Source organism: Amycolatopsis decaplanina DSM 44594 (genome assembly GCF_000342005.1).
GTDB lineage: Bacteria > Actinomycetota > Actinomycetes > Mycobacteriales > Pseudonocardiaceae > Amycolatopsis > Amycolatopsis decaplanina.
Window position 1 is genome coordinate 41,920 of the sequence record NZ_AOHO01000054.1, and the last position, 25,328, is coordinate 67,247.

25 protein-coding genes and 2 riboswitches are annotated in these 25,328 nt (G+C 69.3%); of the genes, 18 read left to right on the forward strand and 7 right to left on the reverse strand.

Annotation, left to right across the window (positions count from 1 at the left end; genetic code table 11):
- Positions 1-205: 205 nt before the first annotated feature.
- Complete coding sequence (locus H074_RS17065; RefSeq protein WP_007031285.1) at positions 206-1,213, reverse strand: prenyltransferase/squalene oxidase repeat-containing protein; 1,008 nt, start codon at positions 1,211-1,213, stop codon at positions 206-208.
- Positions 1,214-1,245: 32 nt separating this feature from the next.
- A riboswitch (cobalamin riboswitch) is annotated at positions 1,246-1,369 on the reverse strand.
- Between the two features lie 112 nt (positions 1,370-1,481).
- Positions 1,482-1,596, forward strand: a riboswitch (cobalamin riboswitch).
- A gap of 80 nt (positions 1,597-1,676) precedes the next feature.
- On the opposite strand from H074_RS17065, the gene H074_RS17070 reads away from it, so the two are divergent.
- Genes H074_RS17070 through H074_RS17095 form a run of 6 tightly spaced genes read left to right on the forward strand, consistent with a single transcriptional unit; the run spans position 1,677 to position 9,405 of the window.
- Positions 1,677-4,364 (forward strand): hypothetical protein, encoded by a 2,688-nt coding sequence (locus H074_RS17070; RefSeq protein WP_007031286.1) that lies wholly within the window; start codon positions 1,677-1,679, stop codon positions 4,362-4,364.
- Positions 4,361-4,939 (forward strand): hypothetical protein, encoded by a 579-nt coding sequence (locus H074_RS17075; protein WP_007031287.1) that lies wholly within the window; start codon positions 4,361-4,363, stop codon positions 4,937-4,939. The genes H074_RS17070 and H074_RS17075 overlap by 4 nt, the downstream gene beginning before the upstream one ends.
- A gap of 17 nt (positions 4,940-4,956) precedes the next feature.
- On the forward strand, positions 4,957-5,871 hold the full coding sequence (locus H074_RS17080; protein WP_007031288.1) for a hypothetical protein: 915 nt from the start codon (positions 4,957-4,959) through the stop codon (positions 5,869-5,871).
- The gene (locus H074_RS17085; RefSeq protein ID WP_007031289.1) at positions 5,871-6,983 is read left to right on the forward strand and encodes an energy-coupling factor transporter transmembrane component T; all 1,113 of its coding nucleotides are present in this window, start codon (positions 5,871-5,873) and stop codon (positions 6,981-6,983) included. The genes H074_RS17080 and H074_RS17085 overlap by 1 nt, the downstream gene beginning before the upstream one ends.
- Complete coding sequence (locus tag H074_RS17090) at positions 6,980-8,575, forward strand: ABC transporter ATP-binding protein (protein ID WP_007031290.1); 1,596 nt, start codon at positions 6,980-6,982, stop codon at positions 8,573-8,575. The genes H074_RS17085 and H074_RS17090 overlap by 4 nt, the downstream gene beginning before the upstream one ends.
- Positions 8,572-9,405 (forward strand): ECF transporter S component family protein, encoded by an 834-nt coding sequence (locus H074_RS17095; RefSeq protein WP_007031291.1) that lies wholly within the window; start codon positions 8,572-8,574, stop codon positions 9,403-9,405. Before H074_RS17090 ends, H074_RS17095 begins: the two co-directional genes overlap by 4 nt.
- A gap of 4 nt (positions 9,406-9,409) precedes the next feature.
- Here H074_RS17095 and H074_RS17100 read toward each other — a convergent pair whose 3' ends face one another.
- A complete protein-coding gene (locus tag H074_RS17100; RefSeq protein ID WP_007031292.1) occupies positions 9,410-9,766 on the reverse strand; it encodes a hypothetical protein in 357 nt (118 codons plus the stop codon).
- Between the two features lie 282 nt (positions 9,767-10,048).
- On the opposite strand from H074_RS17100, the gene H074_RS17105 reads away from it, so the two are divergent.
- The 5 genes from H074_RS17105 (at position 10,049) to H074_RS17125 (ending at position 14,918) form a co-directional block, all read left to right on the forward strand.
- A complete protein-coding gene (locus H074_RS17105) occupies positions 10,049-10,702 on the forward strand; it encodes a TetR/AcrR family transcriptional regulator (RefSeq protein WP_007031293.1) in 654 nt (217 codons plus the stop codon).
- A 68-nt stretch (positions 10,703-10,770) separates the two neighbouring features.
- The gene (locus tag H074_RS17110; RefSeq protein ID WP_235096795.1) at positions 10,771-11,403 is read left to right on the forward strand and encodes a hypothetical protein; all 633 of its coding nucleotides are present in this window, start codon (positions 10,771-10,773) and stop codon (positions 11,401-11,403) included.
- Positions 11,404-11,518: 115 nt separating this feature from the next.
- Entirely contained in the window at positions 11,519-11,815 is a 297-nt protein-coding gene (locus H074_RS17115; RefSeq protein WP_007031295.1) for a hypothetical protein, read from the forward strand.
- 272 nt (positions 11,816-12,087) lie between these two features.
- Positions 12,088-13,320, forward strand: coding sequence for a sodium/calcium exchanger membrane region (locus tag H074_RS17120; protein ID WP_007031296.1), 1,233 nt, complete (start codon positions 12,088-12,090; stop codon positions 13,318-13,320).
- Positions 13,321-13,361: 41 nt separating this feature from the next.
- A complete protein-coding gene (locus tag H074_RS17125) occupies positions 13,362-14,918 on the forward strand; it encodes an alpha/beta hydrolase (protein WP_007031297.1) in 1,557 nt (518 codons plus the stop codon).
- On the opposite strand, the gene H074_RS17130 is transcribed toward H074_RS17125, so the two are convergent.
- Together H074_RS17130 and H074_RS17135 are read right to left on the reverse strand one after the other, a co-directional pair.
- Positions 14,882-15,547, reverse strand: coding sequence for a response regulator (locus H074_RS17130; protein WP_007031298.1), 666 nt, complete (start codon positions 15,545-15,547; stop codon positions 14,882-14,884). The two genes, H074_RS17125 and H074_RS17130, sit on opposite strands and share 37 nt — an antisense overlap.
- Positions 15,544-16,263 (reverse strand): DUF7134 domain-containing protein, encoded by a 720-nt coding sequence (locus tag H074_RS17135; protein WP_007031299.1) that lies wholly within the window; start codon positions 16,261-16,263, stop codon positions 15,544-15,546. Before H074_RS17135 ends, H074_RS17130 begins: the two co-directional genes overlap by 4 nt.
- A gap of 181 nt (positions 16,264-16,444) precedes the next feature.
- Between H074_RS17135 and H074_RS17140 the strand changes: the two genes are divergently transcribed.
- Positions 16,445-16,678 carry a hypothetical protein gene (locus tag H074_RS17140; RefSeq protein WP_007031300.1) on the forward strand — a complete coding sequence of 78 codons (234 nt, stop codon included), beginning with the start codon at positions 16,445-16,447 and terminating at the stop codon, positions 16,676-16,678.
- A 3-nt stretch (positions 16,679-16,681) separates the two neighbouring features.
- On the opposite strand, the gene H074_RS41030 is transcribed toward H074_RS17140, so the two are convergent.
- A complete protein-coding gene (locus H074_RS41030) occupies positions 16,682-16,903 on the reverse strand; it encodes a hypothetical protein (protein ID WP_007031301.1) in 222 nt (73 codons plus the stop codon).
- A 429-nt stretch (positions 16,904-17,332) separates the two neighbouring features.
- Complete coding sequence (locus H074_RS17150; protein WP_007031302.1) at positions 17,333-18,988, reverse strand: glutamate--tRNA ligase; 1,656 nt, start codon at positions 18,986-18,988, stop codon at positions 17,333-17,335.
- A 1,005-nt stretch (positions 18,989-19,993) separates the two neighbouring features.
- On the opposite strand from H074_RS17150, the gene H074_RS41595 reads away from it, so the two are divergent.
- The 4 genes from H074_RS41595 to H074_RS41035 all read left to right on the forward strand — a co-directional run bounded on the left by H074_RS41595 (position 19,994) and on the right by H074_RS41035 (position 22,963).
- The gene (locus H074_RS41595; protein WP_235096796.1) at positions 19,994-20,338 is read left to right on the forward strand and encodes a hypothetical protein; all 345 of its coding nucleotides are present in this window, start codon (positions 19,994-19,996) and stop codon (positions 20,336-20,338) included.
- Positions 20,335-21,870: a vWA domain-containing protein gene (locus H074_RS17160; RefSeq protein ID WP_007031303.1), complete on the forward strand. Its 1,536-nt coding sequence runs from the start codon at positions 20,335-20,337 to the stop codon at positions 21,868-21,870. The genes H074_RS41595 and H074_RS17160 overlap by 4 nt, the downstream gene beginning before the upstream one ends.
- Positions 21,857-22,630, forward strand: a complete 774-nt coding sequence (locus tag H074_RS17165; protein ID WP_235096798.1) for a hypothetical protein — start codon at positions 21,857-21,859, stop codon at positions 22,628-22,630. Before H074_RS17160 ends, H074_RS17165 begins: the two co-directional genes overlap by 14 nt.
- A 156-nt stretch (positions 22,631-22,786) precedes the next feature.
- Positions 22,787-22,963, forward strand: coding sequence for a hypothetical protein (locus tag H074_RS41035; protein ID WP_167333172.1), 177 nt, complete (start codon positions 22,787-22,789; stop codon positions 22,961-22,963).
- Here the strand turns inward: H074_RS41035 and H074_RS17170 are convergent.
- A complete protein-coding gene (locus H074_RS17170) occupies positions 22,910-23,851 on the reverse strand; it encodes an MBL fold metallo-hydrolase (protein WP_007031305.1) in 942 nt (313 codons plus the stop codon). The genes H074_RS41035 and H074_RS17170 overlap by 54 nt on opposite strands.
- Positions 23,852-23,933: 82 nt before the next feature.
- On the opposite strand from H074_RS17170, the gene H074_RS17175 reads away from it, so the two are divergent.
- Positions 23,934-24,791, forward strand: coding sequence for a LysR family transcriptional regulator (locus H074_RS17175; RefSeq protein WP_007031306.1), 858 nt, complete (start codon positions 23,934-23,936; stop codon positions 24,789-24,791).
- 28 nt (positions 24,792-24,819) lie between these two features.
- Positions 24,820-25,236 (forward strand): hypothetical protein, encoded by a 417-nt coding sequence (locus H074_RS17180; protein ID WP_007031307.1) that lies wholly within the window; start codon positions 24,820-24,822, stop codon positions 25,234-25,236.
- Positions 25,237-25,328 lie beyond the last annotated feature (92 nt).

Below are 25,328 nucleotides of genomic sequence, written 5' to 3' on the forward strand. Positions count from 1 at the left end.
TCAATCGGATATCTTGCCGCCAAGGAGTGTCCCGTGTGGACACTCGGTATACGGCCGGCCTCGCCGGCCAGTCCAGAACGGCGCGGTGAAGGACTCACGGTCCACCGTGAAGCCGGCGAAGAAGGCCTTCACAACAGAAGACTCGATCACGACACGTTTGCCTTACCCCTCAAATGGAACCGTCCTTACCACTCACGAGGTCACGTCACGGACAGGCGAGCACCGGCGCCCGCGGACGGCCACCGCCGTGCAGATCGCTCAGCGGAACCCTGGCCAGGCCGAGGATCGCCTGCGCGGTCGCGCGCGGGGCGGTCGCGGGGTTCAGGCCGGTGGCGTCGTAGGCGATCGCGCCGCGGTCCGCCTCGGCGCCGGCGCAGCCGGTCTGCAGCGACCGCAGGAATCCCCGCGCCTTGATCGCGGCGGCGGGACGGTGGCCTGCCAGCGCTTGGGCGGCGAGGCCGGTGCTGTTGGAGTTGGGCGCGTTCGTGCCGACACCGAAGCCGCCGTTCCCGTGCTGCTTCGTGACCAGCCAGGAGGTGCCCTCGCCGGCGTTCACCGGGTCACCGGTGGCACGCAAGGCCTGCACGACCGTGGCGGTCGCGTCGACGTCGCTCGTACACGTCGCTTCGCCGAAGTTCAGCGGGAAACCGCCGTCCGCGCATTGGGTGCCCGCGAGGAAAGTCACGGCCGACGCGGGGGCGCCGCCGGGGGTACGGTCCAGCGCCAGCAGGGCGAGCGACTGCGAGAGGGCGTTGGAGTAGTCGCCGTATTCGGAGCGGTCGGAGAACCGGCCGGACGGCGTGAGCAGCGAGAGCAGGCCCGCCTTCAGATCGACGCCGCCGAACGACGACGGGTTCTCGCCCCGGATCTGCGCGGCGAGCATCAGCTTGGCGTGCGCGCCCGCGTAAGCCTCGGTTCCGCCGCCGACATAGCCGGTGATGATCTCCGGCTTCGCCAGCCAGGCGATCGCCTTGCCCGCGTTCATGTCCGACACCCCGGCCGCGGCGAACGCGAAGATCGCGTCGATCGTCAAACCCTGGTCGGGGAACTTCTGGCCGCCGAAGTCGGCCTCGAACCTTTCCCCGTCGGTCATCTGCCTGGCGAGCCAGCCCGCGGCGGCGTCCGCCTTGTCATGGGTGGCCGCGGTCGCCGCCGGGGCGGCGACCAGTCCGATGCCGCACAGCACGGCGACAGCGAAAACCAAACGTCTCATGAGAACCCTTTCCCGCATTTCCACGACAGGAGTCGGTGACACCGCGCGACGTGGGTGACCGGGCTCGCCTGGAGGGCATACCGTTGCGGGACAGCGCCGGACTCTCACCGGACTTCCCCCACGACCGCGCTGAATCGGACGACCGAAGAATCTCATCCCGGTCAAGCGCCGGGATACCGCCGGGCGCGAGTGTCGATGTGATCCTGGCAACCGACCTGGTCAGCGGTGCCTGCCGGAGGTGATCGGGTGTTAACCTCGGCGGGCTCGACAACTGAACACCGCCGCCCGTGACGGGGAAGCCGGTCGAAATCCGGCGCTGTCGCGCAACCGTGGGCCCTTCACCAGGGCGAGCCGGGGTACCGCACGGGCGGATGAACGATCAAGAAGTCCGAACCACTGTCGCGATAAGCAGGGGTGACTGCGGCGTCCCGCGCTGTCCTCCGCAATGCCGCAAGGAGGGGTCATGCGCCGCGGGTATCTCGCCGCAGTGGCGTTCGCCGTCAGTGTCGGCGTGGTCGCCGCACTGCTCACCGGGACGGCGACGGCCGCGAACGATCCCGGCGCGGCGAAGGCGAATTCCCGCTGGCTCGCGACGAAGCTGAAGCCGGACGGCACGCTCGAGAACCCCAACGGCGGCGCACTGCCCGACCACGGCCTGATGCTCGACGTATTTTTCGCGATGTACGCCTCCGGCGACGGCGCGAAGGCCGAACCGATCGTGAAGTTCCTTGACGACCAAGGCCACGCCACCGACTACTTCACCTGGGACGGGCTGGTTCCCGGCGCCGGGTACGACAAGGTCGTCGTCGGCGGCGCCGCGGCCAAGACCCTGGTCGCCGCGGAAGTCGCCGGCCGCGACCCCCGGAACTTCGACGGTCACGACATGGTCGCCGAGACCAAGGGCGCGATCATGCGCCAGGGCCCCGACAAAGGCCGCGTCAGCGACTACTCCAAGGACCCCGATCTCGCCGGCTCGGTGAGCAACAACGCGAACATGTTCGGCCAGGCGCTCGGCGTCATCGGGCTCGCCGCGGTGGGCGAGAACGACCGGCTCGCCATCGACAAACTGCTGACCCAGCAGTGTTCCGAGGGCTACTTCCGCGTCTTCTTCGCCTACATCCCGACGAAAGAGACCGGCGACCACGTCACCCCGGACGGCCACAAGGTCTCCACCTGTGACGAGGGCAAGCCGCTCGACCTGTCCCCGTCCGACGGCGACGCCACGGGCCTCGCGCTTTCGGCGCTGCTGGCCGCGCGGAAGGCGGGCGCGACCGGCCTCGACGCCCCGATCGCCAAGACCGTGTCCTGGCTCAAGGCGAACCAGAGCGCCGGTGGCGGCTGGGGTGGCGGCGTCGGCACCGAGGCGCCGAACACCAACAGCACCGGCGTGATCGTCCAAGCACTGGCCGACGCGGGCGGCGCGGACGCGGCGGTGGACAAGGGCGTGCGGTACCTCAAATCCGCGCAGGCGAACGCCACCGCCGACTCCGGCAACAAGCTCGCGGGCGAACTCGGCGCGATCGCCTACGACCCGGCTTCCTACGAGGCCGCGCGTACCTCCGGCATCAACGGGCTCGACACCTGGATCCGCGCGGGTTCCCAGGCCTCGCTCGGACTGGCGCAGATCGGCTTCTACACACTCGCGAAGGGTGGCGGTCAGCCGCCGACCAGCAGCGTCTCGGTAACGCCGACCACACCGTCGGAAACGGGGTCGCCCACCAGCACCCCGGCTTCCACCACGAGCGATCCGGCGCCGACCAGCACGACCACGACGACCACCACCACGACCACCACGACCACGACGACATCGGTGACGCCGACGCCGGGAACGTCCTCGTCGACCAGCGCGCCCGCGCCGAGCACGGTCACCGTCACCAGTACCCCGCCCGTGGCCGGACCGCGGGAGAACAAGCCCGCACCGAAGACCACGACGCCGAAACCCAAGAAGGCCGTCACACCCAGGGCGTCCACCGGCGCCCGGGTCCCGCCGCCGACGGCGATCGCCACCCCGGTCACGGCGACACCGGCTTCCCGCCTCGGCGCCTACCTGACGAACCGGCTCGCCGGCGGCGACCACGTCGAGGTCACCGAGGACGGCAAGACCTACGTCGACTACGACGCCACCGCCGATCTGGTACTGGCCCTGCGGGCACTGGACCAGCAGCCGGAGACGGTCGCCCGCGCTTCACAGTTCCTGCTGAAGCCGGAAGCAGTGAAGGCCTACGCCCACGGCGCGCCGTACGAGCAGGGCGAGGCGTCGTATGCCGAACCGCTCGCGAAACTCGTGCTCGTCGCCGAATTCGCGAAGTCGGATGTCGCCGGGCAGTTGCGCGCCGATCTGGTGAAGTTGCGCGGCGCCGATGGGAAGTTCACCGACGCCGGATCGTTCGCCGACGCCGACGAGACGGTCGAGCGGCACGCTTGGGCGGTGCTCGCCACCGCGGCCGATCCGGGCCCGGCGGTCGAACTGCTCCTTTCCCGTCAGTGCGCCGACGGAACCTTCCCGAAGCACCTCGACACCGCGGAATGCGGTTCCGGCGACCTTGCCGCGACCACCGCCGCGGTCACCGCGCTGGCCGCCCGTCCGCACACCGACGCCGCGCCGTCGACCAGGCGCCCGGACGGCTGGACCGAGCGGCGCGTGTCGGCGTTCGTCGCCGCGGTGGGCGCGCTCGGCGTCCGGCCGACCGGTGAGGGCATGGTGACCGGTGAGGCGGGCGAACCGGACGTCGCGCTCAGCGCCGCCGTCGCCGCCGCGCGGCAGACCGCCGGCCTCGACGCGAGCGGAACCGCGCGGTCACTGGGCAAACTGGTCCAGGCCGACGGCGGTTTCGCCAAGGGATCCGTCGCGGCGAGCGACGGGAAGACCGACTTCCCGACCAGTTTGGCCGCCGCGCAGGGGGTCGCGGGCCGATCGTGGCTCACCGCCGCGGATTCGCCGCTGTCGCCCGCGATCCGGCTTCCGCTGTCCGAGGCGCAGCCCGCCGGCACCGCCGCGTCCGGCACACAGGTGCTGGCCGCGGCCCAGTCCGACTCACAGCCGCGGTGGGTGATCTGGGGGCTCGTCGGGCTGACCGTACTACTGCTCACCGCGATCGCGCTCGTCTTCGCACTTCGCCGTTCCATCAAGAAAAAGGGGGCAACACCATGAAGAGACTGCTCGCCGTCACGTCCGTCCTCATCGGACTGATCGGGCTGTCCGCCGCACCCGCGAACGCGGTCGACACCACCAAGGGCTACGACGGGATCTGCACCGGCGCCGACGCGCTCACCGGCGTCACCGTCGTGGTCGACTTCCAGGAACTGGACGGCAATGGCGGGACCGCCGCGCCGACGATCACCCGCTGCTCGCCCAACGCCGCGCCGGGCACCGCCCGCACGGGTATCAAAGCGTTGCAGGACGCGGGGATCGCGGTCGCCGGCACCGCCCGCTGGGGACTCGGTTTCGTCTGCCGCCTGGAAGGCCGCCCGTCCGCGACGGAGACCATCCCGCTGTCGACCAACCCGAGCTACAAGGAACCGTGCGTCACCACCCCGCCCGCCGGCGCGTACTGGGGTTACTGGAACGCCGACGGTTCCGGTTCCACCTGGACCTACAGCAGCTCGGGTGCCCTCAACCGCAACGTGATCCCCGGCGGATTCGAGGGCTGGTCGTTCTCGCTGAACAAGTCGGCGACCACCAACCCGCCGCCCGGTGTCACGCCGAGGAACCCGGCCATCCCGTGAGGAGGGTCCTCCCAGCGGTGGCGGCGGTCTTCCTGATCGCCGCCACGGCGCCGTCCGCGCACGCCGTCGACCAGAGCAAGGGATACCCCGGGTTCTGCAAGGACGCCACCGGGGTCACCGTGGTGGTGGACTTCCAGCAACTCGGCGGTACGACCATCGTGCGCTGCAACCCGCAGGCCACGCGCGGTACCGGACTGGACGCGCTCAAGGGCGCCGGTTTCCAGATCGCCGGGGTGCAGCGCTGGGGCGAGTCGTTCGTCTGCCGGGTCGAGAACCGCCCGTCCGCGGCCGAGAACGTCCCGATCACCGGCCGCGACAAGTACCGGGAGCTGTGCGTCGACACGCCACCGGCGCAGGCTTATTGGTCCTACTGGCACGCCTCGAACAACTGCGCGTGGGACTACAGCCAGTGGGGCGTCAAGAACCGCGACTTCACCCCCGGTGGTTTCGAGGGCTGGTCGTTCTCCCTGAACGCCACCGCACAGAGCAATCCGGTCCCGCGGGTCTCCGCCGTCCGGCCGGGCACCGAGAATCAGCCATGCGTGCCGCGCGAGGAGACCAAGCCGGTCACCGGCGACCCGAACGAGCAGCAGCAGAGGCCACAGGCCGGGAACGGCCGGCAGGGCGACGGTCCACAATCGACGGCCGGTGCGGAACCCGGCGCCGGGGAGGTTCCGGCCGCGGGGCCGGGTTCCGGCGCGCTGCCGCCGCCCAAGCCGCGTCCGAGCGCCTCGGCGCGGCCGAAGGCACAGGACCCGTCGTCGAACGTCGCGTTCACCGGCGGTGAGAACGCCGAAGACGTCAACGCGGTGATCGAACGCGAGTCCGGAGCCAGCGACTGGGCGCCCTGGGCGGCGGGCGCCGCTGTACTGACGTTGTGCGTGGCAGGATTCCTGGTGGCCCGCAGACGCAAACGCGCACAAGGAGTTTGATGACGTCCTACTTCCTGCCGCGCGATCTGCATCCGGCCGCGTGGTGGGTGTGGGCGCTGGGGCTCGCCGTCGCGGCGACCCGCACGACGAACCCGTGGCTGCTGCTGACCATCGTGGCGGTCGCGGGATACGTCGTCGTGGCCCGGCGCAGTGAGGCGCCGTGGGCGCTGGCGTTCCGGCTCTACCTGTACCTCGGCGCGTTCATCGTCGCGATCCGCGTGTTCTTCCGGATCGTGTTCGGCGGCGCCGAGGGGTCCACGATCATCCTGCGGCTACCCGAAATCCCGCTGCCGGAATGGGCGGCGGGCATCCGGCTCTTCGGCGACGTGTCCGCGGAATCGTTGCTGGGCGGGCTCTACGACGGGATGCGGCTGGCGACGATGGTGATCTGCCTCGGCGCGGCCAACGCGCTCGCGAACCCGAAACGGCTGCTCAAGGCGATGCCGCCGGCACTGTACGAAGTGGGCACGGCGGTGATCGTCGCGCTGTCGGTGTTCCCGCAACTCGCCGAGAGCGTGCTGCGGGTCCGGCGGGCCCGCAAACTGCGCGGCGGCTCGGGCAAGAAGAAGGTGAAGGCCCTGCACACCGTGTTGATCCCGGTGCTGGAGGACGCGCTTTCCCGCTCACTGCAGCTCGCCGCGTCGATGGACTCACGCGGCTACGGCCGCGCGGGACTGGTCGAAGCGCGGACCAGGCTGATCACGGGAACGCTGATGATCGTCGGCCTGATCGGTGTCTGCGTCGGCGTTTACGCCACTTTGGACGGTTCGACGCCCCGTTACCTCGCCGCACCGGTGCTTTCCGTGGGGCTCGTGATCGGCCTGATCGGGTTCTGGTCGGCGGGCAAGCGCGTCCAGCGCACCCGCTACCGGCCCGATCGCTGGCACCTGCCGGAAATCGTCGTCGCCGTCAGCGGGATCGGTGTCGCGGTGACCCTGTTCGTCACGTCCAGCGTGAACCCGATGAACATGAACCCGTCGCTGATCGACCTGTCCTGGCCGGCGCTGTCGTGGGGGCCGCTGCTCGGGGTGCTGATCGGCGTGCTTCCCGCGTTCCTGACCCCGGTCCCCGAACCCCCGTACGCCGCACTCGAAGAAGAAGCGCACGCATGATCGAACTCGACCACGTTTCGTTCACCTATCACGGCCGCACCGAACCGGTGCTGTCCGACGTGACGTTGTCCATCGGCGAAGGCGAACTCGTGCTGTTCGCGGGCCAGACGGGGGCGGGCAAGTCGACGCTGCTCGGCACGATCAACGGTCTCGTCCCGCATTTCACCGGCGGTCACCTCGAGGGCACGGTCTCGGTCGACGGCGTGACGACGCGGTCCCGCCCGCCGCGCGAGTTCGCGCATCTGGTCGGCGTCGTCGGCCAGGATCCGCTCGCGGGCTTCGTCACCGACACGGTCGAGGACGAACTCGCGTACGGCATGGAGCAGCTCGGCCTGAGCCCGCAGGTGATGCGCCGCCGGGTGGAGGAGACGCTCGACCTCCTCGGCATCGCGGAACTGCGCAGGCGTGCGCTGCGGACACTGTCCGGCGGCCAGCAGCAACGGGTGGCGATCGGCGCGGTGCTGACCACCCATCCCAAGGTGCTGGTGCTGGACGAACCGACGTCGGCGCTGGACCCGACCGCGGCCGAGGAGGTGCTCGCGACGCTGGCCAGGCTGGTGGAAGACCTCGGCACGACGGTGCTGATGGCCGAGCACCGGATGGAACGTGTGATCCCGTTCGCGGACCGGATGATCCACGTCGAGGGCACCGGGGGAGTGGTCGACGGAACCCCGTCGGAAGTGTTGAAGGACATGCCCATCGCGCCGCCGATCGTCCACTTGGGACGGCTGGCGGACTGGGATCCGCTGCCGATGTCGGTGCGCGACGCCCGGCGGCGCGCCTCCTCACTGGCGCTGGGGACTCCGCCCGCGCGGAACGCGACCGTCGGCGAAGAGTTGCTGACCGCGTCCGGGGTCGTCGTGCGGTATGGGCCGAAGGTCGCGGTGCGGGAGGTCGACCTGACCCTGCGCGCCGGCGAGGTGCTGGCGATGATGGGGCGCAACGGCTCCGGCAAGTCTTCGCTGCTGTGGGCGGTGCAGGGCTCCGGCCCCCGGCAGGGTGGCAAGGTCACCGTCGAAGGCCAGGATCCGAAGACGCTGAGCAGCGCCGCGGCCCGCGCCCTCGTCGGCATGGTGCCGCAGACCGCGAGCGACCTGCTGTACCTGCAGACCGTCGCCGCCGAATGCGAGGCCGCCGACGCGGAATCGGGTGCGGAGCCGGGGCATTGCCGGAACCTGCTCGACAGGCTCGCTCCGGGCATCGACCCCGCGTCGCATCCGCGTGACCTTTCGGAGGGGCAGCGTCTCGCGCTCGTGCTCGCGGTGCAGTTGTCGGCCGCGCCGAGGATCATGCTGCTGGACGAACCGACCCGCGGCCTCGACTACACCGCGAAGGCGGCGCTGGCACAGATGATCGCGACGCTCACCGCCGAGGGCAAGGCGATCGTCGTGGCCACCCACGACGTCGAGTTCGTCGCGACGATCGCGCACCGGGTGATCGTGATGGCGGAAGGGGAGGTCGTCTCGGACGGCCCGACCGGCGAGGTGCTCGGCGGTTCCCCGGCGTTCGCCACGCAGATCGCGAAGATCCTCGGCGAGCCTTGGCTGACCGTCGAAGAGGTCCGATCGGCGCTTCCGCGGGAGGTCCCGTGAGCACGGCACCGGCGGTCCGGCTCGGTCCGCGCTCGGCAACGGTGCTCGGCCTCGCGTCGCTCGCGGGACTGATGATGTTCATCTGGCCGCTCCTGGTCCGCGTCGAACCACAGTCGATGCAGCACGGCCCGGACGCGCCGTTCGTGTTCATCGGGATCCTGCCGATCCTGATCGTCATCGTGCTGGCCGAGATGTCCGAAGGGGGCATGGATTCCAAGGCTCTCGCGATGCTCGGCGTGCTGTCCGCGGTGAACGCGGCCCTGCGGCCCCTGGGGGCGGGGACCGCGGGTATCGAGACCGTGTTCTTCCTGCTGGTGCTCGCAGGGCGGGTGCTCGGACCCGGCTTCGGCTTCGTGCTGGGCTGCACGTCGCTGTTCGCCTCGGCGCTGCTGACCGCCGGGGTGGGACCGTGGCTGCCGTTCCAGATGATGTGCTCGGCGTGGATCGGGATGGGCGCGGGACTGCTGCCGCGCCGCGTCACCGGCAAAGCCGAGATCGCGATGCTGGTGGCGTACGGGATCTTCGTCGCGTATGTGTTCGGATTCCTGATGAACCTGTGGTTCTGGCCGTTCATCACAGACGCCGAAGTGCCCTACCACGACGGGCACATCTCCTACGTCCCCGGCGCCCCGCTGCTGGAGAACCTGCACCGGTTCGCCGTGTTCACCCTGCTGACCTCGACGGCGGGATGGGACACGGGGCGCGCGATCACCAACGCGGTGGCGATCCTGGTGCTGGGGCCCGCCGTGCTCGCGACGTTGCGCCGGGCCTCCCGGAAGGCTTCTTACGGCGTGATTCCTTCGTTCACCGACGGCCCTCCCCGCAACTAGTCACCTACTTGCGGGACTTCCGGCGCAGGACGTGACAGGCGACGGCGAACGCGACTCCCACGGCCACGATGATCGCGGCGAAGACCGGGTGCATGTCCTTGGAGAGGCTCTGTGCGCGTTCGGGGCCGATCGCCCAGAGCGCCAAGGGCGTGGCGTAGGCCGCGGTGAGGGCGATCGCGCCCCAGCGGAGCGCCTTGAGCCGTGCGTCGCGCAGAGTGCCGATCAGGACGAGGGCGACCGGGACGATGGCGATCATCGCGAACTGGCCGACGATCATGATCGGGACGGCCCAGGCCGAGATGATGACGGAACGCGGGGCGCGGCGGACGGTGGTTTCGCGGTCGAGCGTCTGAGTGGACATCGTTTCCTCCTGAGGTCGGGGTAGCTTCGAGATACGGTCGGCAGTGGGACTCGGCGGCGGCTTTGAGATCCTTGCTCAGCACCGGCTCCTGCCAGGACGGCCAGCGTTCGACGTCGGTCTGGAGCCGTCAGATCCTGCTCAGCGGAGCCTTGATCAGGGTCTCGGTCCGGTAGTGGATCAGCCCTCGTTAGCTTCAGTTGCGATAGTTAGAAGCTATAACCACAATGGGTGAGTGTCAATAGGTGAAGTGATAACCTCTAACCAGGTCTGGAAGGGTGATCGATGGACACGGACGTGAAGACTTCGCGTGAGCGTTACCGGGCACAGGTACGCGCGGAGATCAAACGGCACGCGTGGGAGCAGCTGGCCACGACGGGCGTGTCCGCGTTGTCCCTCAACGCGATCGCCAAGCACGTGGGCATGAGCGGCCCCGCGCTGTACCGGTACTTCCCCAGCCGTGACGACCTGATCACGGACCTCATCCGCGACGCCTATCGAAGCCTCGCTGACGCCGTCCAGGCGGCGGCAGGGCCGGGCGGCGTGGCCGAAGTCGCCTACGCGATCAGGGAGTGGGCGCTGGCGGACCCGCAGCGGTACCTGTTCCTCTACGGAACGCCGATCCCCGGTTATCGCGCGCCTGGCGACACCACGGAGATCTCGAACGAGATCATGGCCGTGCTGCTCCAGGTGCATGCGGCGGACCCGGACGACGGGTGCGCGACGGCCTTCGACGGCCATCTCGGGGAGCATCGCGAGTGGGCGGGCGGACTGCCGGTGTCATCGGCGGTTCTCCGTCGTGCCGTGACGTTCTGGACCCGGATCCACGGTGTCCTGTCTCTCGAGCTCGCCGGGCACTTCGCCGGCATGGGGTTCGATCCCGCCGTACTGTTCGCCGCCGAGCTCGCGCAATTGTCCACAAAGGACATTTCCCGCTGAGTGGGGCATGGGCGCCCGCTTTCCCACTGTGTGGCGGTTTTCGGTGATCGCTGTGCTAACTTCCAGGGATGCGCGGAGGATCCAGGGTTCCTTTCGGTCGTACGCTCGCGGTGATCGCGTCGATGCTCCTGGCCTCGCTGATCGGCCCAGGTGTCGTCGCGAACGCCTCCGGTGGGCATCCGTCACGGCACGGCTGTGAATGCGCCACTCCGTCGATCGACCGGTTGCAGCACTGGCTCGCCTCCGGTGAGGGCACCACGGTGCCGCCGACCGGCAGCCTGCTCGTCCGCGAACGCGGCGGTTACGCGGCGAAGGTGACCTTCCTCAACGCCGAATGGCACGTGGTCGTCGTCTGGCTGGGAAATCAGTTCGAGGCGCAGGCCGATCTCTCGAAGTCCGCCGGTTTCTGGATGACCTACAGCGCGACCGACGACCTCTACGTCCAACTGCGTCCCGCGTCGCATTGGAGTGGCGGCGACAAGTGGCTCACGAAGGTGCCGTCGACCGGAGGGAAGATCGTGAAGAAGTTCTTCGGTTTCAAGTCCGACGCCTGGACGACGTTGCCCGAGCTGGGCACGCCCGGCTACTCCTTCGCTTCGGCGCTGACCGAGGCGCGAGGACTGGTCTTCGTCGGCAAGACCCCGAACAAGCTCGACTTTCGCGGCCTCTCGATCGATCGCTACCGGCCGCCCTGTCTCTGAACGCTCCCCGGTATTTCACCTGTCCGGAGCGACGGCTGTCGCGCACCGTGCCCGATTTGTCCTGTACGGTGAACTTTCAGCCGCCTTCGCACGACCGACCCGAGGAGTATCCCTGATGAGCCTGTTCGACTCGCTGAAGGAAAAGGCCGCCGAACTTCTGGGCGGCGCGGGCGACAAGGTCGGCGAACTGACCGGCGTCGACCTTTCCGGCGCCGCCGACCAGGTCGGCCAGGCCACCGGCGGACTGGCCGAGACCGGTCAGGGCCTTGCCGAAAGTGCCACCGCCGCGGGCCAGGACGCCGTCGACTCGGCCACCGCGGCCGGTCAGGGCGTCGTCGACTCCACCGGCGCCCTCGGGGACGCCGCCACCGGGCTGGCGGGCGACGTGATCGATCCGAACGCCCGGGGCTGATCGCCTTCGGCCTGCCCGCGTGGTGTGATCGGGCGCACTTCCCGGTCCGGCTCGCGGGCACGCCTTCGGCAGCCGGACGCGACACCCTTCCCGGCCGTCGCGGTCGTTCGCGAGGAACGCAGGAGCAGGCCAAGCCGGGTACTCCGGCGGGGCGACGTCCCGGTTTCGGCATGACGATCTTCCGGTTTCCTTGTCCCGCAAGAGAATTCTCGCTGAGTCGGGGAAAAAGGAAACGGTTGTGGTAACCCGTCCGCCGACGGGAATCTCGGTCCGTGATCGTCAACCGACTGAGGCCCATCGGCCTGTGCGCCGGGCTCACCGTGCCCGCACTCGTCCTGCGGTTCTCCGGTGCCGAACCGGGAGCGGTGGCCGGTCTGCTGCTGTTCGGGCTGGCCGTCGTGGCGGCCTCTTTCCTTCTTGCCTGGGCCGCCGAAGCCGCGCAGGTGGACATCTCCGGCGGACTCGCGATCGCCGTGCTGGCCGTCATCGCGGTGCTTCCCGAGTACGCGGTGGACCTGTACTTCGCCTACACGGCAGGCTCGAATCCCGAATACATCGCCTATGCCGCGGCGAACATGACCGGCTCCAACCGGTTGCTGCTCGGCCTCGGCTGGTCGACCGTCGTGCTGATCGCGCTCGCCGTCGCGAAGAAACGCAGCGGCGCCACCGTCCGCGAGCTGATCCTCGACGCGCCGTACCGGATCGAGCTCGGTTTCCTCGCGATCGCCTCGATCGTCGCGTTCGTCATCCCGGGGACCGGGCAGATCTCGCTGGTCCTCGGCTTCGCGTTGCTCGGTTTCTTCGTGTTCTACCTCTGGAAGGTCTCCCGCGCCGAACCGGGCGAACCCGAACTGGTCGGCCCGGCCGCCACTCTGGGCGCCCTGCCCCGACGGTCCCGCCGGATCCTCGTGACCACGCTGTTCGTGTTCGCGGCCGTGGTGATTCTCGCCAGTGCGGAACCGTTCGCGCACAACCTGATCGCCGTCGGGACGGATCTGGGCATCGACCGGTTCCTGCTCGTGCAGTGGCTCGCGCCGCTGGCGTCGGAGGCGCCGGAGTTCATCGTGGCGATCCTGTTCGCGCTCCGCGGCAAGGGCGGCGCGGCGATCGGCACCCTGCTTTCCAGCAAGGTCAACCAATGGACGCTGCTCGTCGGCAGCCTGCCGATCGCCTACGTCCTCGGCGGTGGTGGTGGCGCGCTGCGCTTGGACGCCCGTCAGATCGAGGAATTCCTCCTCACCGCGACCCAGACCCTGCTGGGGGTCGCCGCGCTGCTCGCGTTGCGTTTCCCGCGCTGGGCCGCCTGGACGCTGCTCGGCCTGTTCGCGGTGCAGTTCGCGCTGCCCGGCCAGACCGCGCGTTACGTCCTGTGCGGTGTCTACGCGGTCATCGCGCTCGCCGCCCTGATCCGCAATCGCCGCCACGTCCTGCCGACCCTGGCCGCCCCGTTCCGCCGGGCACCCTATGCCTCCGGGAGTAGTCGCGAGGAGCGGATTTCGGCCTGAGGGCAGAGGTCTCCGCGGGTTTCCGCGCTTAGCGTCCAGGTATGACCAAGCGAAGGAAAGTACTCACCGCGGGCCTTGCGATCGTGCTCCTGGCGTGCGGCGGACAACCGGCCTCGGCATTCCCGGCGCAACGGATCAACTGGCACGACTGCCGGACCGGGCCGGAGGACGAGACGGGGCAACGGCTCGTCGCCGCCGGGGCGACCTGCGGTGAGGTCACCGTGCCGCTGGACCACGCCGATCCGGACGGCCGGACCCTTTCGGTGGCCGTCGCGCGCCGTGCCGCGACCGACCCCACGCGCCGCCTGGGCACCCTGGTGGTCAACACCGGCGGTCCCGGCCCCTCCCGTGACGGCGTGGCCCTACTGGCACAAGGGCTGCCACCGGAGGTTCCGTCCGGTTCGCCGTCGCTCGCGGCGCGGTACGACCTCGTCGGGATCGACCCGCGGTTCTTCGGGCTCAGCGCACCGCTGGAATGCGGCTGGCCCACCGGGCGGTACCTGCACAGCGCTCAGCTGGCGAGCCCGGACCGGGCTTCTTTCGACCGCAGCGTGGCGGTCTCGCGGGATCTCGCGGAGAGGTGCGCCGACCGGGGCGATCTCCTCGCGCACGCGTCCACCCGCGACATCGCGCGTGATCTGGACCTCGTGCGAGCCGCCCTCGGGGAAGCGAAGATCTCTTACCTGGGCTGGTCTTTCGGCAGCCACCTCGGCGCGGTCTACCGCCAGCTCTTCCCTCGGCGCACGGAGCGGATGGTGCTCGACAGCGCCGCCGCCCCCGAGGCCGCCGGTCCCGCGCTCACCCGGGAAACCGCGCCGGCGGACGCCGCTGCCTTGCGCGACTGGGTGAAATGGGCCGCCCGCCGGGACGCACGCCATCGCCTCGGCGCCACCACGGACGAGGTCCTGGCCACGGTGGACCGGATCGCCCGTGCCGCCGCCCGCGAACCGTTGCGCGTCGGCGGTCACCGGGTCGACGCGGCGATGCTCCCCGGCCTGCTGCTCACCGTCGACGACAGCGACGCGTTCTACGCGGAGTTCAGCTCCCAGGTCGCCGTGCTGCGTGATGCCGCCCGCGGCCTCACCGTCACGCCGACACCCACGCAGGAGTGGAAACTCTCCCTGTACACCGACCCGAACGTCGAGCCGTCGTTCGGGTTCAGCGCCACGGTCGCGAACCAGTGCGCGGACCGCGCAGCCTCGCGCGATCCTGAAAGCTACTACCGGGACATCCGGGCGCATCGGGCCGCCGAGCCCCTGTTCGGCCCGCTTGCCCGGCACATCACGCCTTGCGCCTTCTGGCCCGTCTCGCCTGCGGAAGCACCCGTTCCGATCGGTGACGACCGTCCCGCGCTGCTCGTGGGCGCCACGGGGGATCCGGTCACGCCGTATGCCGGACAACTGGCGCTGCGCCGCGCCTTGACCGGATCCCGGATGGTCACGCTGGACGGCGCCTTCCGGCACGGGATCTATCTCTTCGACGCGACGTCTTGCGTCACCGAAGCCGTCGAGTCGTACCTGCTCGGCGGAGCCCTGCCCCGGACCGACGTCACCTGCGCCCGTCACCGCTCGCCGGGCCGGACCACTCCCGCTTCGTAGGCGAGGACCACCGCCTGCACCCGATCCCGCACTCGCAGCTTGGCCAGGATGTTGCCCACGTGGGTCTTCACCGTTCCCGGCGCGACCACGAGCCACTCGGCGATCTCGGCGTTGGACCAGCCGCGGGCCATCCCGGCCAGCACCTCCCGCTCCCGCCCGGTCAGCGTCGCCGCCGACCTGGTCGCGACGGGATCGAGCGGGGGCGCCAGCCGGTCCAGCAACCTGCGGGTGGTGGAGGGGGCGATCACCGAGTCCCCGTCGTGCACCGTCCGGATCCCGGCCAGCAGTTCCTCGGGGGTGGCGTCCTTGAGCAGGAAGCCGCTCGCCCCGGCCCGGATCGCGGCCAGCGCGTGCTCGTCGAGGTCGTACGTCGTGAGCATGAGGACCTTCGGCGCGTCAGGCAGGGCGAGCACCCGCCGCGTGGCCTCGATGCCGTCGAGCACCGGCATCCGCACGTCCATCAGGACCAGATCGGGGTTCAGGCGCCGGGTGTGGTCGACCGCGGCGAGACCGTCACCCGCCTCGCCGACCACTGTCAGGTCCGCCTGGGACTCGATGACCATCCGGAAGCCGGCCCGGACCAGCGCCTGGTCGTCGGCCAGCAGGACACGGATCGGCGTGGCGGTCACGCCGGACCGTCCCGCAGGACACCGAGCATCCGCCGGAGGTCGCCCAGCGCCTGCCGGGCGCAGTCGCCGATCGTGACCAGGGCCGACCGCCCGGCCTCGGGCGAGGCCGCGTACCGGCCACCGTCGGCCTGCGCGATCACGACCGCGAGCGAATGGGCGACGATGTCGTGCATCTCGCGGGCGATCCGGTCCCGCTCCGCGAGGACGGCGAGCCTCGCCTGTTGCCGGCTGTGGGAGAGCCGCACCCGATGCAACGCCCCGGTCGCCCAGGCGGCCACTACCGTGCTGGCCAGGAAGGCGCCGACGAGCAGGTGCGTGGTCGCGGACGACGGCAGCATCGGCCAGCTCAGCCCACCCAGCACGGCGCCGGCGAGTCCTGCCGCGAGCGCGGCGCCTCCGGCTCGCCGGGGTCCATAGGCCGCCGCGGCGTGCACCGCCAGCGGTACGGCGAGATCGGCGGGCAGGGCGCCGACGTCGTCCCGGATCGCGAGCCACTGGACGCCCGCGGCTCCCAGTACCACTATCGCGCACACCGCGGCGCTGCGCCGCCGCAAGGCCAGCGGAAGCGAAAGGAGCAGGGAGAACAGAAAATACGCGGCCTCCGCCCGGACGAAGAGTCCGAAAAGGACACAGCACGCCGCGAGGAGCAGCGCGATCAGGACGTCGACGAGCGACTCGTGTCCGCGCAGCCAGGAGTCGAGTCTTTCACCTAGCACGTCGTCACCCTATGGCCGGGGCGCCGCCGTCACCTCGCCATGTGGGCTGAAACCGGCTAAGCCCGCCGGGCTAGCCCGAATGGTGCAAGAAGGCGGTGGCGTGGCGTCGGAAATCCAGTGTTCCGACAACTCTTGTCGCGCTAACCTGGCGGAAACGACTTCATCTGCGGGGGAGCGGACCATGGTCGGAATCTGGATAGCGCTCGGCGTCCTCCTGGTGGTGATCGGCGTCGCCGTCGTCACCGATCTGCGTGACCGAGGGCGGGGCGGGACACGCAAGATCATGTTGCCGGGCTGGGCCTCGCGGCGTGCCGATTACACGGAGAACGACCTCGTCCACGGGCGCTGGACGGAAAAGGCGCCGCGCGAACAGGGCGAGGAACTCCGTCGGTGGTACAGGTCGGGCGACGAGTAGGAACTACGCGGCGGGCCTGGTCCAGCGCCAGGCGGCGTGCAGGACGGCGATCAGTGCCTCGTCGTCGGCGAAGGTGGGTTCTTCCCCGACCGGTACCCAAGTGCGGTCGACGATTTCACCGTGTTCGCTCCGGACCACGGAGATCCCGGGGTAGGACAACGCGGCGCCGCCGTCGGCAACGTGGCGGGACTCCCAGTGCAGCTGGACAACGTGATCGGCGCTCATGGACCACAACTTTCCGTACCTTCGTATCGGGTAAGTCGTCTGTCGGGGTCCGTGCGTTTCACGAAAGCCTTGTGACGTGCGCCCTTCGCGGTTGCGGATTCCCGCACCGGAAAAGCCTCGTGAGTGGTAAGGACGGTTCTGGCGGACCGGTGTTTGCTTACCTGCTGGACCTGACCCCCGTCTTGGTGCCGTGGTGTGTCGGCCGCCGGGTTTGAGCGGCACAGCCTTGATCAACGGAGGATCGGAAACGTTGAGTGTCCCGGATCTTCCGTTGCTCATGGTCCGGGACGGGGGTCACCTCGCGTCGATGAAGGAATCGGGACGTTGAGTGTCCTGATTCCTTCATCAACGATCCCGATACCCGCTGGGATCGTCGCCCTCGCCGAGGTCGGCAGCAGGTAGCCAAATACCGTCCTTACCACTCACGAGTCATTCGCCCACGAGACCGGAGAACCGGCCCAGCGTCTCCTCGCGCCCCAGCGCCTGCGTGATCGAGTGCAGGTCCGGGCTCCGGGTGGAGCCCGTGATCGCGATCCGGATGATCTGCGAAGCCTCGCGAATGGAGCCGGGGAAGCCTTCGGGGTTCTTCTTGAACTCCTTGGCGTTCTTCGCGAAGCCGTGCTTCGCCGCCACGTCGCGGATCTGCTGGAACCATTCCTGGCCGTCGTCGAGCTGCTGGTAGTTCTCGACGAAGTCCCGCGCCACGGCCTGGACGACCGCGCGGTCGACACCGAGGGCGGCGATCCGCTCGTCGTCGGCGTCCGCGACGGCGGCGTGCAGCCGCGGGAAGAAGAAGCCGTAGACGGCGCGGAACTCGCTCCACTTCTTCAGGTCCTTGCGCGGGTTCTCGGCCCCGTCACGCTCGACGGCGAGCGCGCGGAGCGCGAGGTCCGGCTCGGCGTCGAGGACGGTCCGCAGCTCGGGATCGAACCGCTCCGCCCAGCCGCGGACCTCGTCGAGGATCTCGGCGCCGGACAGCGTGGCGATGTGGTCGGCCGAGATGTCGTCGAGTTTGACCAGGTCGACCAGCGGCCCGGCGACACCGCATTCGTCCAGGTTGATCGGCTCGGCCAGGGCCTGATCGAGCGGCATCTCGGCGAGACGGCCGTTGGCGAGGCCGCGCAGGTAGTAGAGGACGGCCTTGGTGGGGTAGCCGGACTCGATGTAGAAGTCGACGCTCGCTTCCGGGTCCTTGCGCTTCGACAGCTTGCGCTTGCTGCCGCCCTCCTGCTTCATCAACGGCGCGATGTGCGCGTACGTGATCGGCTCGAAACCGAGCGCGTCGAACAACTGCTGGTGCACCGGCACCGACGAGATCCACTCGTCGCCGCGGATGACCAGGTTGACCCGCATGAGGTGGTCGTCGACCGCGTGCGCGAAGTGGTAGGTCGGCAGCCGGGGGCTCTGGTCGGAGCTCTTGAGGATGACGACGTCGTTGCGGTTGGCCTCCGCCTCCAGGGGGCCGCGGATGGCGTCGGTGAACCGGGCGCGGGCGCCGGTGTCGTCCGGCGCGCGGAACCGCACGACGTACGGGTCCCCGGCGTCGAGCTTGGCCTGGACGTCGGCGGGGTCGGCGTCGCGCCAGATGGCCCACGAGCCGTAGTAGCCGGTCGGCAGCTTCGTCGCCTGCTGACGGGCGGTGATCGCCGCCAGTTCGTCCTTGGTGGCGAAGTCGAGGTACGCGCGGCCGGCGCGGAGCAGGTGACGGACGTAGGTCAGGTAGATCTGCTCGCGCTCGGACTGCTGGTACGGGCCGTAGTCGCCGCCGCGGTGGATGTCCTCGTCGGCGGCGAGATCGAAGTAGGCGAAGCCGCGCTCGAACTGGTCGATGGCGCCTTCGACCTCGCGGGAGCGGTCGGTGTCCTCGACCCGGACGAGGTAGCGGCCGCCGCTGCGGCGGGCGACGTCCTGGTCGATGGTAGCGACGTAGACGCCGCCGATGTGGACGAACCCGGTCGGCGAGGGGCCGAAACGGGTGACCAGGGCGCCCTCGGGGAGCTCGCGGGCGGGGTAACGCCGTTCCCAGTGCTCGGGCTCGGGCAGGTCGGCGGGGAAGAGGGCGTCGATGACTGCTCGGTCCAGCATGGCGGTTCAAATCTCCCGGCGTCGTGGTGCATGGCGGTTTTCGCCACCGAAGAGACTAACCGTCCGGCCTTCCGGCCTGGTGAGGGTGGGTCCCGAAGCCGGATCGAGACGTGCTTTTCCGTCGGTGGCTCCCGGTAAAATGGGCCTTGCCGGACATTCGGGGAGGAAGTCGGTGACCACCGATAGCTCGCTTCGTGAAGAACCCCAGCTCACCATCAGGCCAAAGCCCTCGGCGTTCTTTCTGCGCCGTCGTTTTCTCCGCACTTTCGGGCCCGCGCTGGCCCTGGCCGTGAGCGGCCTGATCGCCCTGCTCGTGAGCGGGACGGTCGTGGTGCCGTTCCAGCAGACGCTCGTCCTGCGCGGCAAGATGGGCTCCAAATCGGATCTCTTCGAAGACACGAAGATCCAGGAAATCCTGATGCGCCATCACATCCGCGTCCACGTGACCAGGGCGGGCTCCCGGGACGTCGCCACGCACGACCTCAGCCAGTACGACTTCGTGTTCATGTCGGGCGAGCCTGCCGCGAGCCTCGTCCGGCGGTCCAGGGCCGACGAATGGACGGGCAGCGCCCGGCAGCCGTTCACCAGCCCGATCGTCCTCGCCACGTATCGCCGCTACGCGGAAACGCTGGCGAGCAACAAGATCGCGTCGAAGCCGCCGGGACAGCAGAGCCCGCTGTACTACACGTTGGACACCGAGAAGTTCATCGAGACGATGAGGAAGGAGCAGACCTGGGACTCGCTCGGCATCCGCCGCTTCGGCGCGGAGAACGGGAATCGGGTGCTCGCCCAGACCTCGAACATCTGCGACTCCAACTCGGGCGCGACGTACCTGATCCTGTTGGCGTTCCTGGAGAACGACCGCCGCGTACCGGTCGTCGACCCGCGACCGGCGGGGGGGCNGCGGCGCAGGGCTTCCCGTCGGCGGATCTGTCGGAGTCCTACGCGAATCTGGCCGAGGGCGACAAGCCGATCGTCGTCATCTACGAGCACCAGTACCTCGCCATGCAGTTGCGGGCCAAGGCGCAGAGCGGGCAACCGGACCATGATCGGGTCCTGCTGTACCCGAAGGACAACATCCTGACGAAACCCCAGTTCCTGGCCCTGAAACCGGAAGCGGAACGGCTCGGCGAACTGATCACCTTCGATCCGGAGCTGCAGCGCCGCGCGATGGAGCTCGGGTTCGGCGTCGCGACCCCCGCGGGCAGCACGAAAAGCGCACGGCTGTACGACTTCCTCCGCGAACAAGGGCTGCCGGCCCCGGAGATCGCGGCCGACGACAGCACCACGCCGTTGCCGGACAACCCGGTGCTGGAAGAGATGATCAAAACCGTCGGGGACTGCCCGTGAAGCGACTCCTCGCGGCTCTGTGCTGCCTGCTCCTGGTGGCCGCCGCCTGCACGAGCGGCGGGCAGAAGGTGAAACTGCGCGTGCTCGCCAGCTCCGAACTGGCCGACCTCGCTCCGATTCTCGACGACCTTCGCGGGGAAACGGGAATCGAACTGGAAATGGACTTCCGGGGAACCGTCGACGCGAGCACTTCCCTCACGCCGGGGAAGGCCACGCACGATCTCGCCTGGCTTTCCACCGACCGGTATTTCCAGCTCAAGTACCGGCAGTCCCCGGACAAAGGGGAACGGCCGGTCGCGACCAAGACCATGGTGTCGCCGGTCATCGTCGGGATAACCCCGGCGAAGGCGGCGGAACTGCGCCGCGGCAAACCGGACGGGAAGCTCTCGTGGGCGGATCTGGCGGACGCGGCGGCGGGCGGCGGTTTCCGGTTCGCGATGGCGGATCCGGCCAAGTCGACCAGCGGGCTCACCTCTCTCGTCGGGGTGGCGACGGCCGCCGCGGGCACCGGTGCGGCGCTACGGCTCCAGGACGTGAAATGCGACAAGCTCCAGGGCTTCCGCACCGGGCACACGCTCACGGCGGACACGTCGGCCGAGGTGGCCGACCGGTTCGCCGAGCGCCAGGACGTGGACGCGATCATCGGATACGAGTCCACATTGCTCTCCCTCAACGCGAGCGGCAGGCTCAAGACGCCGCTGGAACTGGTGTACCCGCGCGACGGCATCGTCCAGTCCGACTACCCGGTCCTGCTGCTCGACCCGGCCAAACGGGAGGTGTACGACAAGGTCGTGTCCTGGCTCAGAAGCCCGGCGACGCAGAAGAAGCTGATGGAGCGGACTCTCCGGAGGCCGATCATCGGCGAGGTGGGGCTCGATCCGAGGCTGCCCGCCTCCATCGGGAACTCGCTGTACTTCCCCGACGAACAGGCCGTTGTGGACAAACTCCTCGACGACTACGCGGCCTCCGCCGGCCGGACGCCCGGACGCGTGATCTTCGTGCTGGACTTCTCCGGTTCGATGAAGGGGCCGCGGATCGCCGCGCTCCGCGCGACCTTCGCCGGGCTGAGCGGCGGCCCGGACGGTGGGTTCGACCGCTTCTACCGCGGCGAGCGGCTCACGGTTCTCCGTTTCGGCGGAAAGATACTGGGGGACAAGGAATTCACCATCGACGGACCCCAGGATCTCGCCGCGCTGCGAGCCTTCATCGCCGCCGACGAGTTCGACGGCAACACGGCGGTCTGGTCCGCGCTCGGCGAGGCCTACGCGAAGGCAGGCGCCCATCGCAGCGCCGAACCCGGCCGGAACGTCTCGATCGTGCTGATGACCGACGGGGAGAGCAACACCGGGCCGGGCATCGAAGAGTTCCTGCGCGCGCCGAGGGATCCTGGCGTGCACACGTACACCATCCGGTTCGGCGAGGCGAATCCCGCCGAACTGGATCGCGCGGCCGCGGCCACCGGTGGCCGGATGGTCGACGCGAACGCGACATCCCTGCTCGACGCCTTCAAGGAGATCCGTGGCTGCCGATAATCTGTGGTGGGACGTCTGGGGAATGTGGCTCGCGGTCTGGGTGCTGACCGTGGCCGCCTTCCTCGTCGCGGTCGTCGTCTTCGTGAAGCACTGGCGCCGCGCGCGATCCGACGGCGATCAGGGGATGATCCGGGGCATCGGCTTCTACCTGCACACGAAATCCGTGATGGGCCTCTACCAGTTGCATCGCTACAACGAGGCGCTGGAACAGGAGGTGGAGAAACGGAAGAGCCGGGGCTGGCGGTTCTGGGGATCGGGCGGATTCGGTCCGCTGAAAGGGGAATCGGAGCGCACCGACACCGACGAGGAGTTCCGGCGGTATATCCGCAAGGCCGAACCGATCACGGTGATCGGCATCGTGATGAAGGTGCTGGAGAAGCACCACGACATCATCTACGTCGATCTGGCGAAGCGGGAACTGGTCCACAATCGGGCGCTGGTGAAGGAACTCGGCTGGGCCGACGGTCCCGAGAGCACCCGGCAGCTCAAGACCCGGCTGCGCGGAGTCGAGGCGTTCGTCTCCGTGAAGGGCCTGTTCCGTAAACGCTCCCAGACCGACACCGAGACCGTTTTCGTCGCGCCTTACGGGAACCCGGACGATCCGGAGCAGAGCAGGCGCATCCGCTTCACCTGCGTGACCAGCGACCTGCGGGACTCCGCGCCCGCCGGCGCGTTCCGGGCGCGGTGCCTCGGCAAGGTCGAGGACTGGGACCCCGAAACCGGTGAACTCGTCGTCCATCCCATCGCCATCTTCAAGTGATCTCCCGTGGTCGTCTGCTCCGGTTGCGCCACCCGGTTGACGCGAATGGAGCAGTCGAAAGCCACATGCCGTCCATGACGCTTCGCACTGTCGGCCGGGGTGGCCGAACCTGCACGATTTCGGTGTCCAACACCGCAGGTTCGAGGGAGATCTTCCATGAAGACCACTGTTTCCGACGATATCCGCAGCTTCTTCGCCGCCTCCGGCATCGACGTCACCGCGGCCGTGCAGGCCGAGGTCGACCTCGTGATCGATCAGTTCGACAACTGGAAGAACTCGTCAAGCGGAAGTGCCCCCGGCTGCTTCACCGGCGCCTGCTGCCTCATGGCCTGAATGGTCGGCGCAGAAGCAACCGACGCCTTTCGCGATCCAGTCCCGGCCTTCCCACTGGGGGTGGCGTTCGATCATCAGCGCTTCGACTTCGGCGGCGATGGTCTCTTCGGGGAGAGCCGAGTCGCGCCGCTTCCAGGTCTCGTCGCGCAGCAGTTCGAGGTACTCGCGGACGTCGGTCAGGATCCGGCGTCCGGAGACGTCGCCGTGGCCAGGAACGACGAGGTCCGGCTCGGCGGCGGCCAGCCGTCGCAGCACTTCGATCCAGCGCTGTCCCGAGACATCGGTGTCGTACGGCGGGAACCACGGGAAGATCGGGAACTGGCCGGTCTCGACGAGGTCCCCGGTGAACAACACGCCCGCGCCGGGCACGGTCACCACCTGATCGCCCTTGCTGTGGGCGCGTCCGGTGGCCTCCATGCGCACGACCCGTCCGCCGAGGTCGAGGTCGTACGTGTCGCCGTAGACCACGTCGGGGGTGGCCAGGTCGACGCCGTCCAGTGCCCGTGCGACCGGGGTGCCGAGGCCGCGGAACATCTCGAGGTAACCCGGTCCTTTGTGGACCAGGTCCGCCGCCTGCGCGCTGTTGACGAGGTAGGTCGCCTCGTCCGCGAAGACCTGCGCGCCGAACGCGTGCTCGGGGTGGAAATGGGTGGTGGTGAGGTACAGCCTGCGGCCGCGGGCGTGTTCGGCCGCGAAGGCGAGCACTTTCTCGGCGTTGCGGGGACCGAGCCCGGTGTCGACGACCAGCACCGAGTGCGAGCCGCCGATGACACCGATGTTGGGAACGAGGTCGACACCGAGATTCGGGATCACCAGGAGGTCGCGGGCGATCTCCCGGGCCTGGCGAGGTTCGACGGCGGGTTCGTGGGTGAGGGGTTCGAAGGGCATGCCCTCACTTTTCCGCCGATCTCCGATCGCCGTCCAAGACCGATCTCCACTTCCCGATACCTGATGGGTATCATCGCTGGTGATGGAGCTTCGCCTGCTGCGTTACTTCGTGGCCGTCGCCGAGGAGCGGCACTTCGGCCGGGCCGCCGCGCGGCTGCACATGACCCAGCCACCGCTGAGCCGGGCCATCCGGCAGCTGGAGAACGACCTGGGGGTCGTCCTGCTGCTCCGCTCGGCCGCCGGCGTCGAGCCCACCGCCGCCGGAACCATCCTCTACGCCGAGGCCCGTACCCTGCTGGACCAGTCCGAACGCGCCCGCGCTCTGGTGACGGCGGCGGCGGGTCCCGCCACGCTCACCGTCGGCACCCTCGCCGACGGCGCGGGAGAGGCGGGCACCCGGCTGGCCGTGGCGTTCCGGCGGCGGCACCCCGAGGTCTCGATCCGCTTCCGCGAGTCGGATTTCACCGATCCCACCACCGGCCTGCGCGCCGGGCTGGCCGACGTCGCGCTGACCCGGTCACCGTTCGACGAAACCGGCATCAGCGTCCGGGTTCTCCGCTCCGACCCGGTCGGACTGGTCCTGCGCACCGGCGACCCGCTCGCCGGTCGTGCGTCGCTCCGGCTGGCCGACGTCGCAGACCGGCCCTGGTTCCAGTTGCCGGAGGGGACGGATCCGCTGTGGCGCGAGTACTGGAACGGCTCGGCGCGCATCGGGGAGCGGCCCGCCGGGCCGGTGGTGCGCACGGTCGGCGAATGCCTGCAGGCCGTCCTGTGGAACGGCTCGGCCGGAATCGCGCCGCTCGGGCACGCCCTGCCCGACGGGCTCACCTGGGTCCCCCTGACCGACATGCCACCGAGCCCGCTGGTCGTCGCGTGGATGACGGCGCGGGAGAGCCCGCTGATCCGCTCGTTCGCCCGGATCGCGGCCGGCGGGGTGTAGAAGTACCGGCTCCGGGGAATCACCGGGCATGCCGGACTCATCTTCAGAACCCGACGACGCGACCGTCGACGCCGTCGGAAAGCTGGTCTTCGCTCTCGAAACGGTCGAACAGGCACGCGGCCACCTGTACGCCTTCCATCACCTCACGGGCACCGCCGACTTCGCGCTCGGCGAGGCGGCCGAAGCCCTCCGGAAGGCCGGGCACGCCGAGTGGGCGGAGCGGATCCAAACCGAGCTGATCGGGCTCAACGTGCTACCGGATCGGTGGACCTTCCAGCTGATCGAGGAGTACGACGACGGCTACTACGCGGCCTTCCGGGAGATGACGCGTGACGTCGCCGGTGACCTGACCGGCGGACGGCGGCACCTGCACGAAGAGCGGATCAAGCGGCGCCGTCGTACCGAAGGGCGGCCGGGGCACGAAATGGGGCGGCCCAGCACCTGAGCGGCGGACCGTGGCGGGTCTCGTGAGTGGTAAGGACGGGTTACTGGTCAGGTGGTTGTGGGGTTGGTTGGTAGCCAGGGGTTTCCGGTGAT

Excerpts from the sequence above, each read along its gene's own strand:
- H074_RS17085 (WP_007031289.1), top strand. The coding sequence starts at position 5,871 with ATGACGTCCTACTTCCTGCCGCGCGATCTGCATCCGGCCGCGTGGTGG.
- H074_RS17150 (WP_007031302.1), bottom strand. The coding sequence starts at position 18,988 with ATGCTGGACCGAGCAGTCATCGACGCCCTCTTCCCCGCCGACCTGCCC.
- H074_RS17110 (WP_235096795.1), top strand. The coding sequence starts at position 10,771 with ATGCGCGGAGGATCCAGGGTTCCTTTCGGTCGTACGCTCGCGGTGATC.
- H074_RS17180 (WP_007031307.1), top strand. The coding sequence starts at position 24,820 with ATGCCGGACTCATCTTCAGAACCCGACGACGCGACCGTCGACGCCGTC.
- H074_RS17065 (WP_007031285.1), bottom strand. The coding sequence starts at position 1,213 with ATGAGACGTTTGGTTTTCGCTGTCGCCGTGCTGTGCGGCATCGGACTG.
- H074_RS41595 (WP_235096796.1), top strand. The coding sequence starts at position 19,994 with ATGCAGTTGCGGGCCAAGGCGCAGAGCGGGCAACCGGACCATGATCGG.
- H074_RS17140 (WP_007031300.1), top strand. The coding sequence starts at position 16,445 with ATGGTCGGAATCTGGATAGCGCTCGGCGTCCTCCTGGTGGTGATCGGC.
- H074_RS17115 (WP_007031295.1), top strand. The coding sequence starts at position 11,519 with ATGAGCCTGTTCGACTCGCTGAAGGAAAAGGCCGCCGAACTTCTGGGC.
- H074_RS17070 (WP_007031286.1), top strand. The coding sequence starts at position 1,677 with ATGCGCCGCGGGTATCTCGCCGCAGTGGCGTTCGCCGTCAGTGTCGGC.
- H074_RS41030 (WP_007031301.1), bottom strand. The coding sequence starts at position 16,903 with ATGAGCGCCGATCACGTTGTCCAGCTGCACTGGGAGTCCCGCCACGTT.
- H074_RS17090 (WP_007031290.1), top strand. The coding sequence starts at position 6,980 with ATGATCGAACTCGACCACGTTTCGTTCACCTATCACGGCCGCACCGAA.
- H074_RS17100 (WP_007031292.1), bottom strand. The coding sequence starts at position 9,766 with ATGTCCACTCAGACGCTCGACCGCGAAACCACCGTCCGCCGCGCCCCG.
- H074_RS17125 (WP_007031297.1), top strand. The coding sequence starts at position 13,362 with ATGACCAAGCGAAGGAAAGTACTCACCGCGGGCCTTGCGATCGTGCTC.
- H074_RS17175 (WP_007031306.1), top strand. The coding sequence starts at position 23,934 with ATGGAGCTTCGCCTGCTGCGTTACTTCGTGGCCGTCGCCGAGGAGCGG.
- H074_RS17075 (WP_007031287.1), top strand. The coding sequence starts at position 4,361 with ATGAAGAGACTGCTCGCCGTCACGTCCGTCCTCATCGGACTGATCGGG.
- H074_RS17105 (WP_007031293.1), top strand. The coding sequence starts at position 10,049 with ATGGACACGGACGTGAAGACTTCGCGTGAGCGTTACCGGGCACAGGTA.
- H074_RS41035 (WP_167333172.1), top strand. The coding sequence starts at position 22,787 with ATGAAGACCACTGTTTCCGACGATATCCGCAGCTTCTTCGCCGCCTCC.
- H074_RS17170 (WP_007031305.1), bottom strand. The coding sequence starts at position 23,851 with ATGCCCTTCGAACCCCTCACCCACGAACCCGCCGTCGAACCTCGCCAG.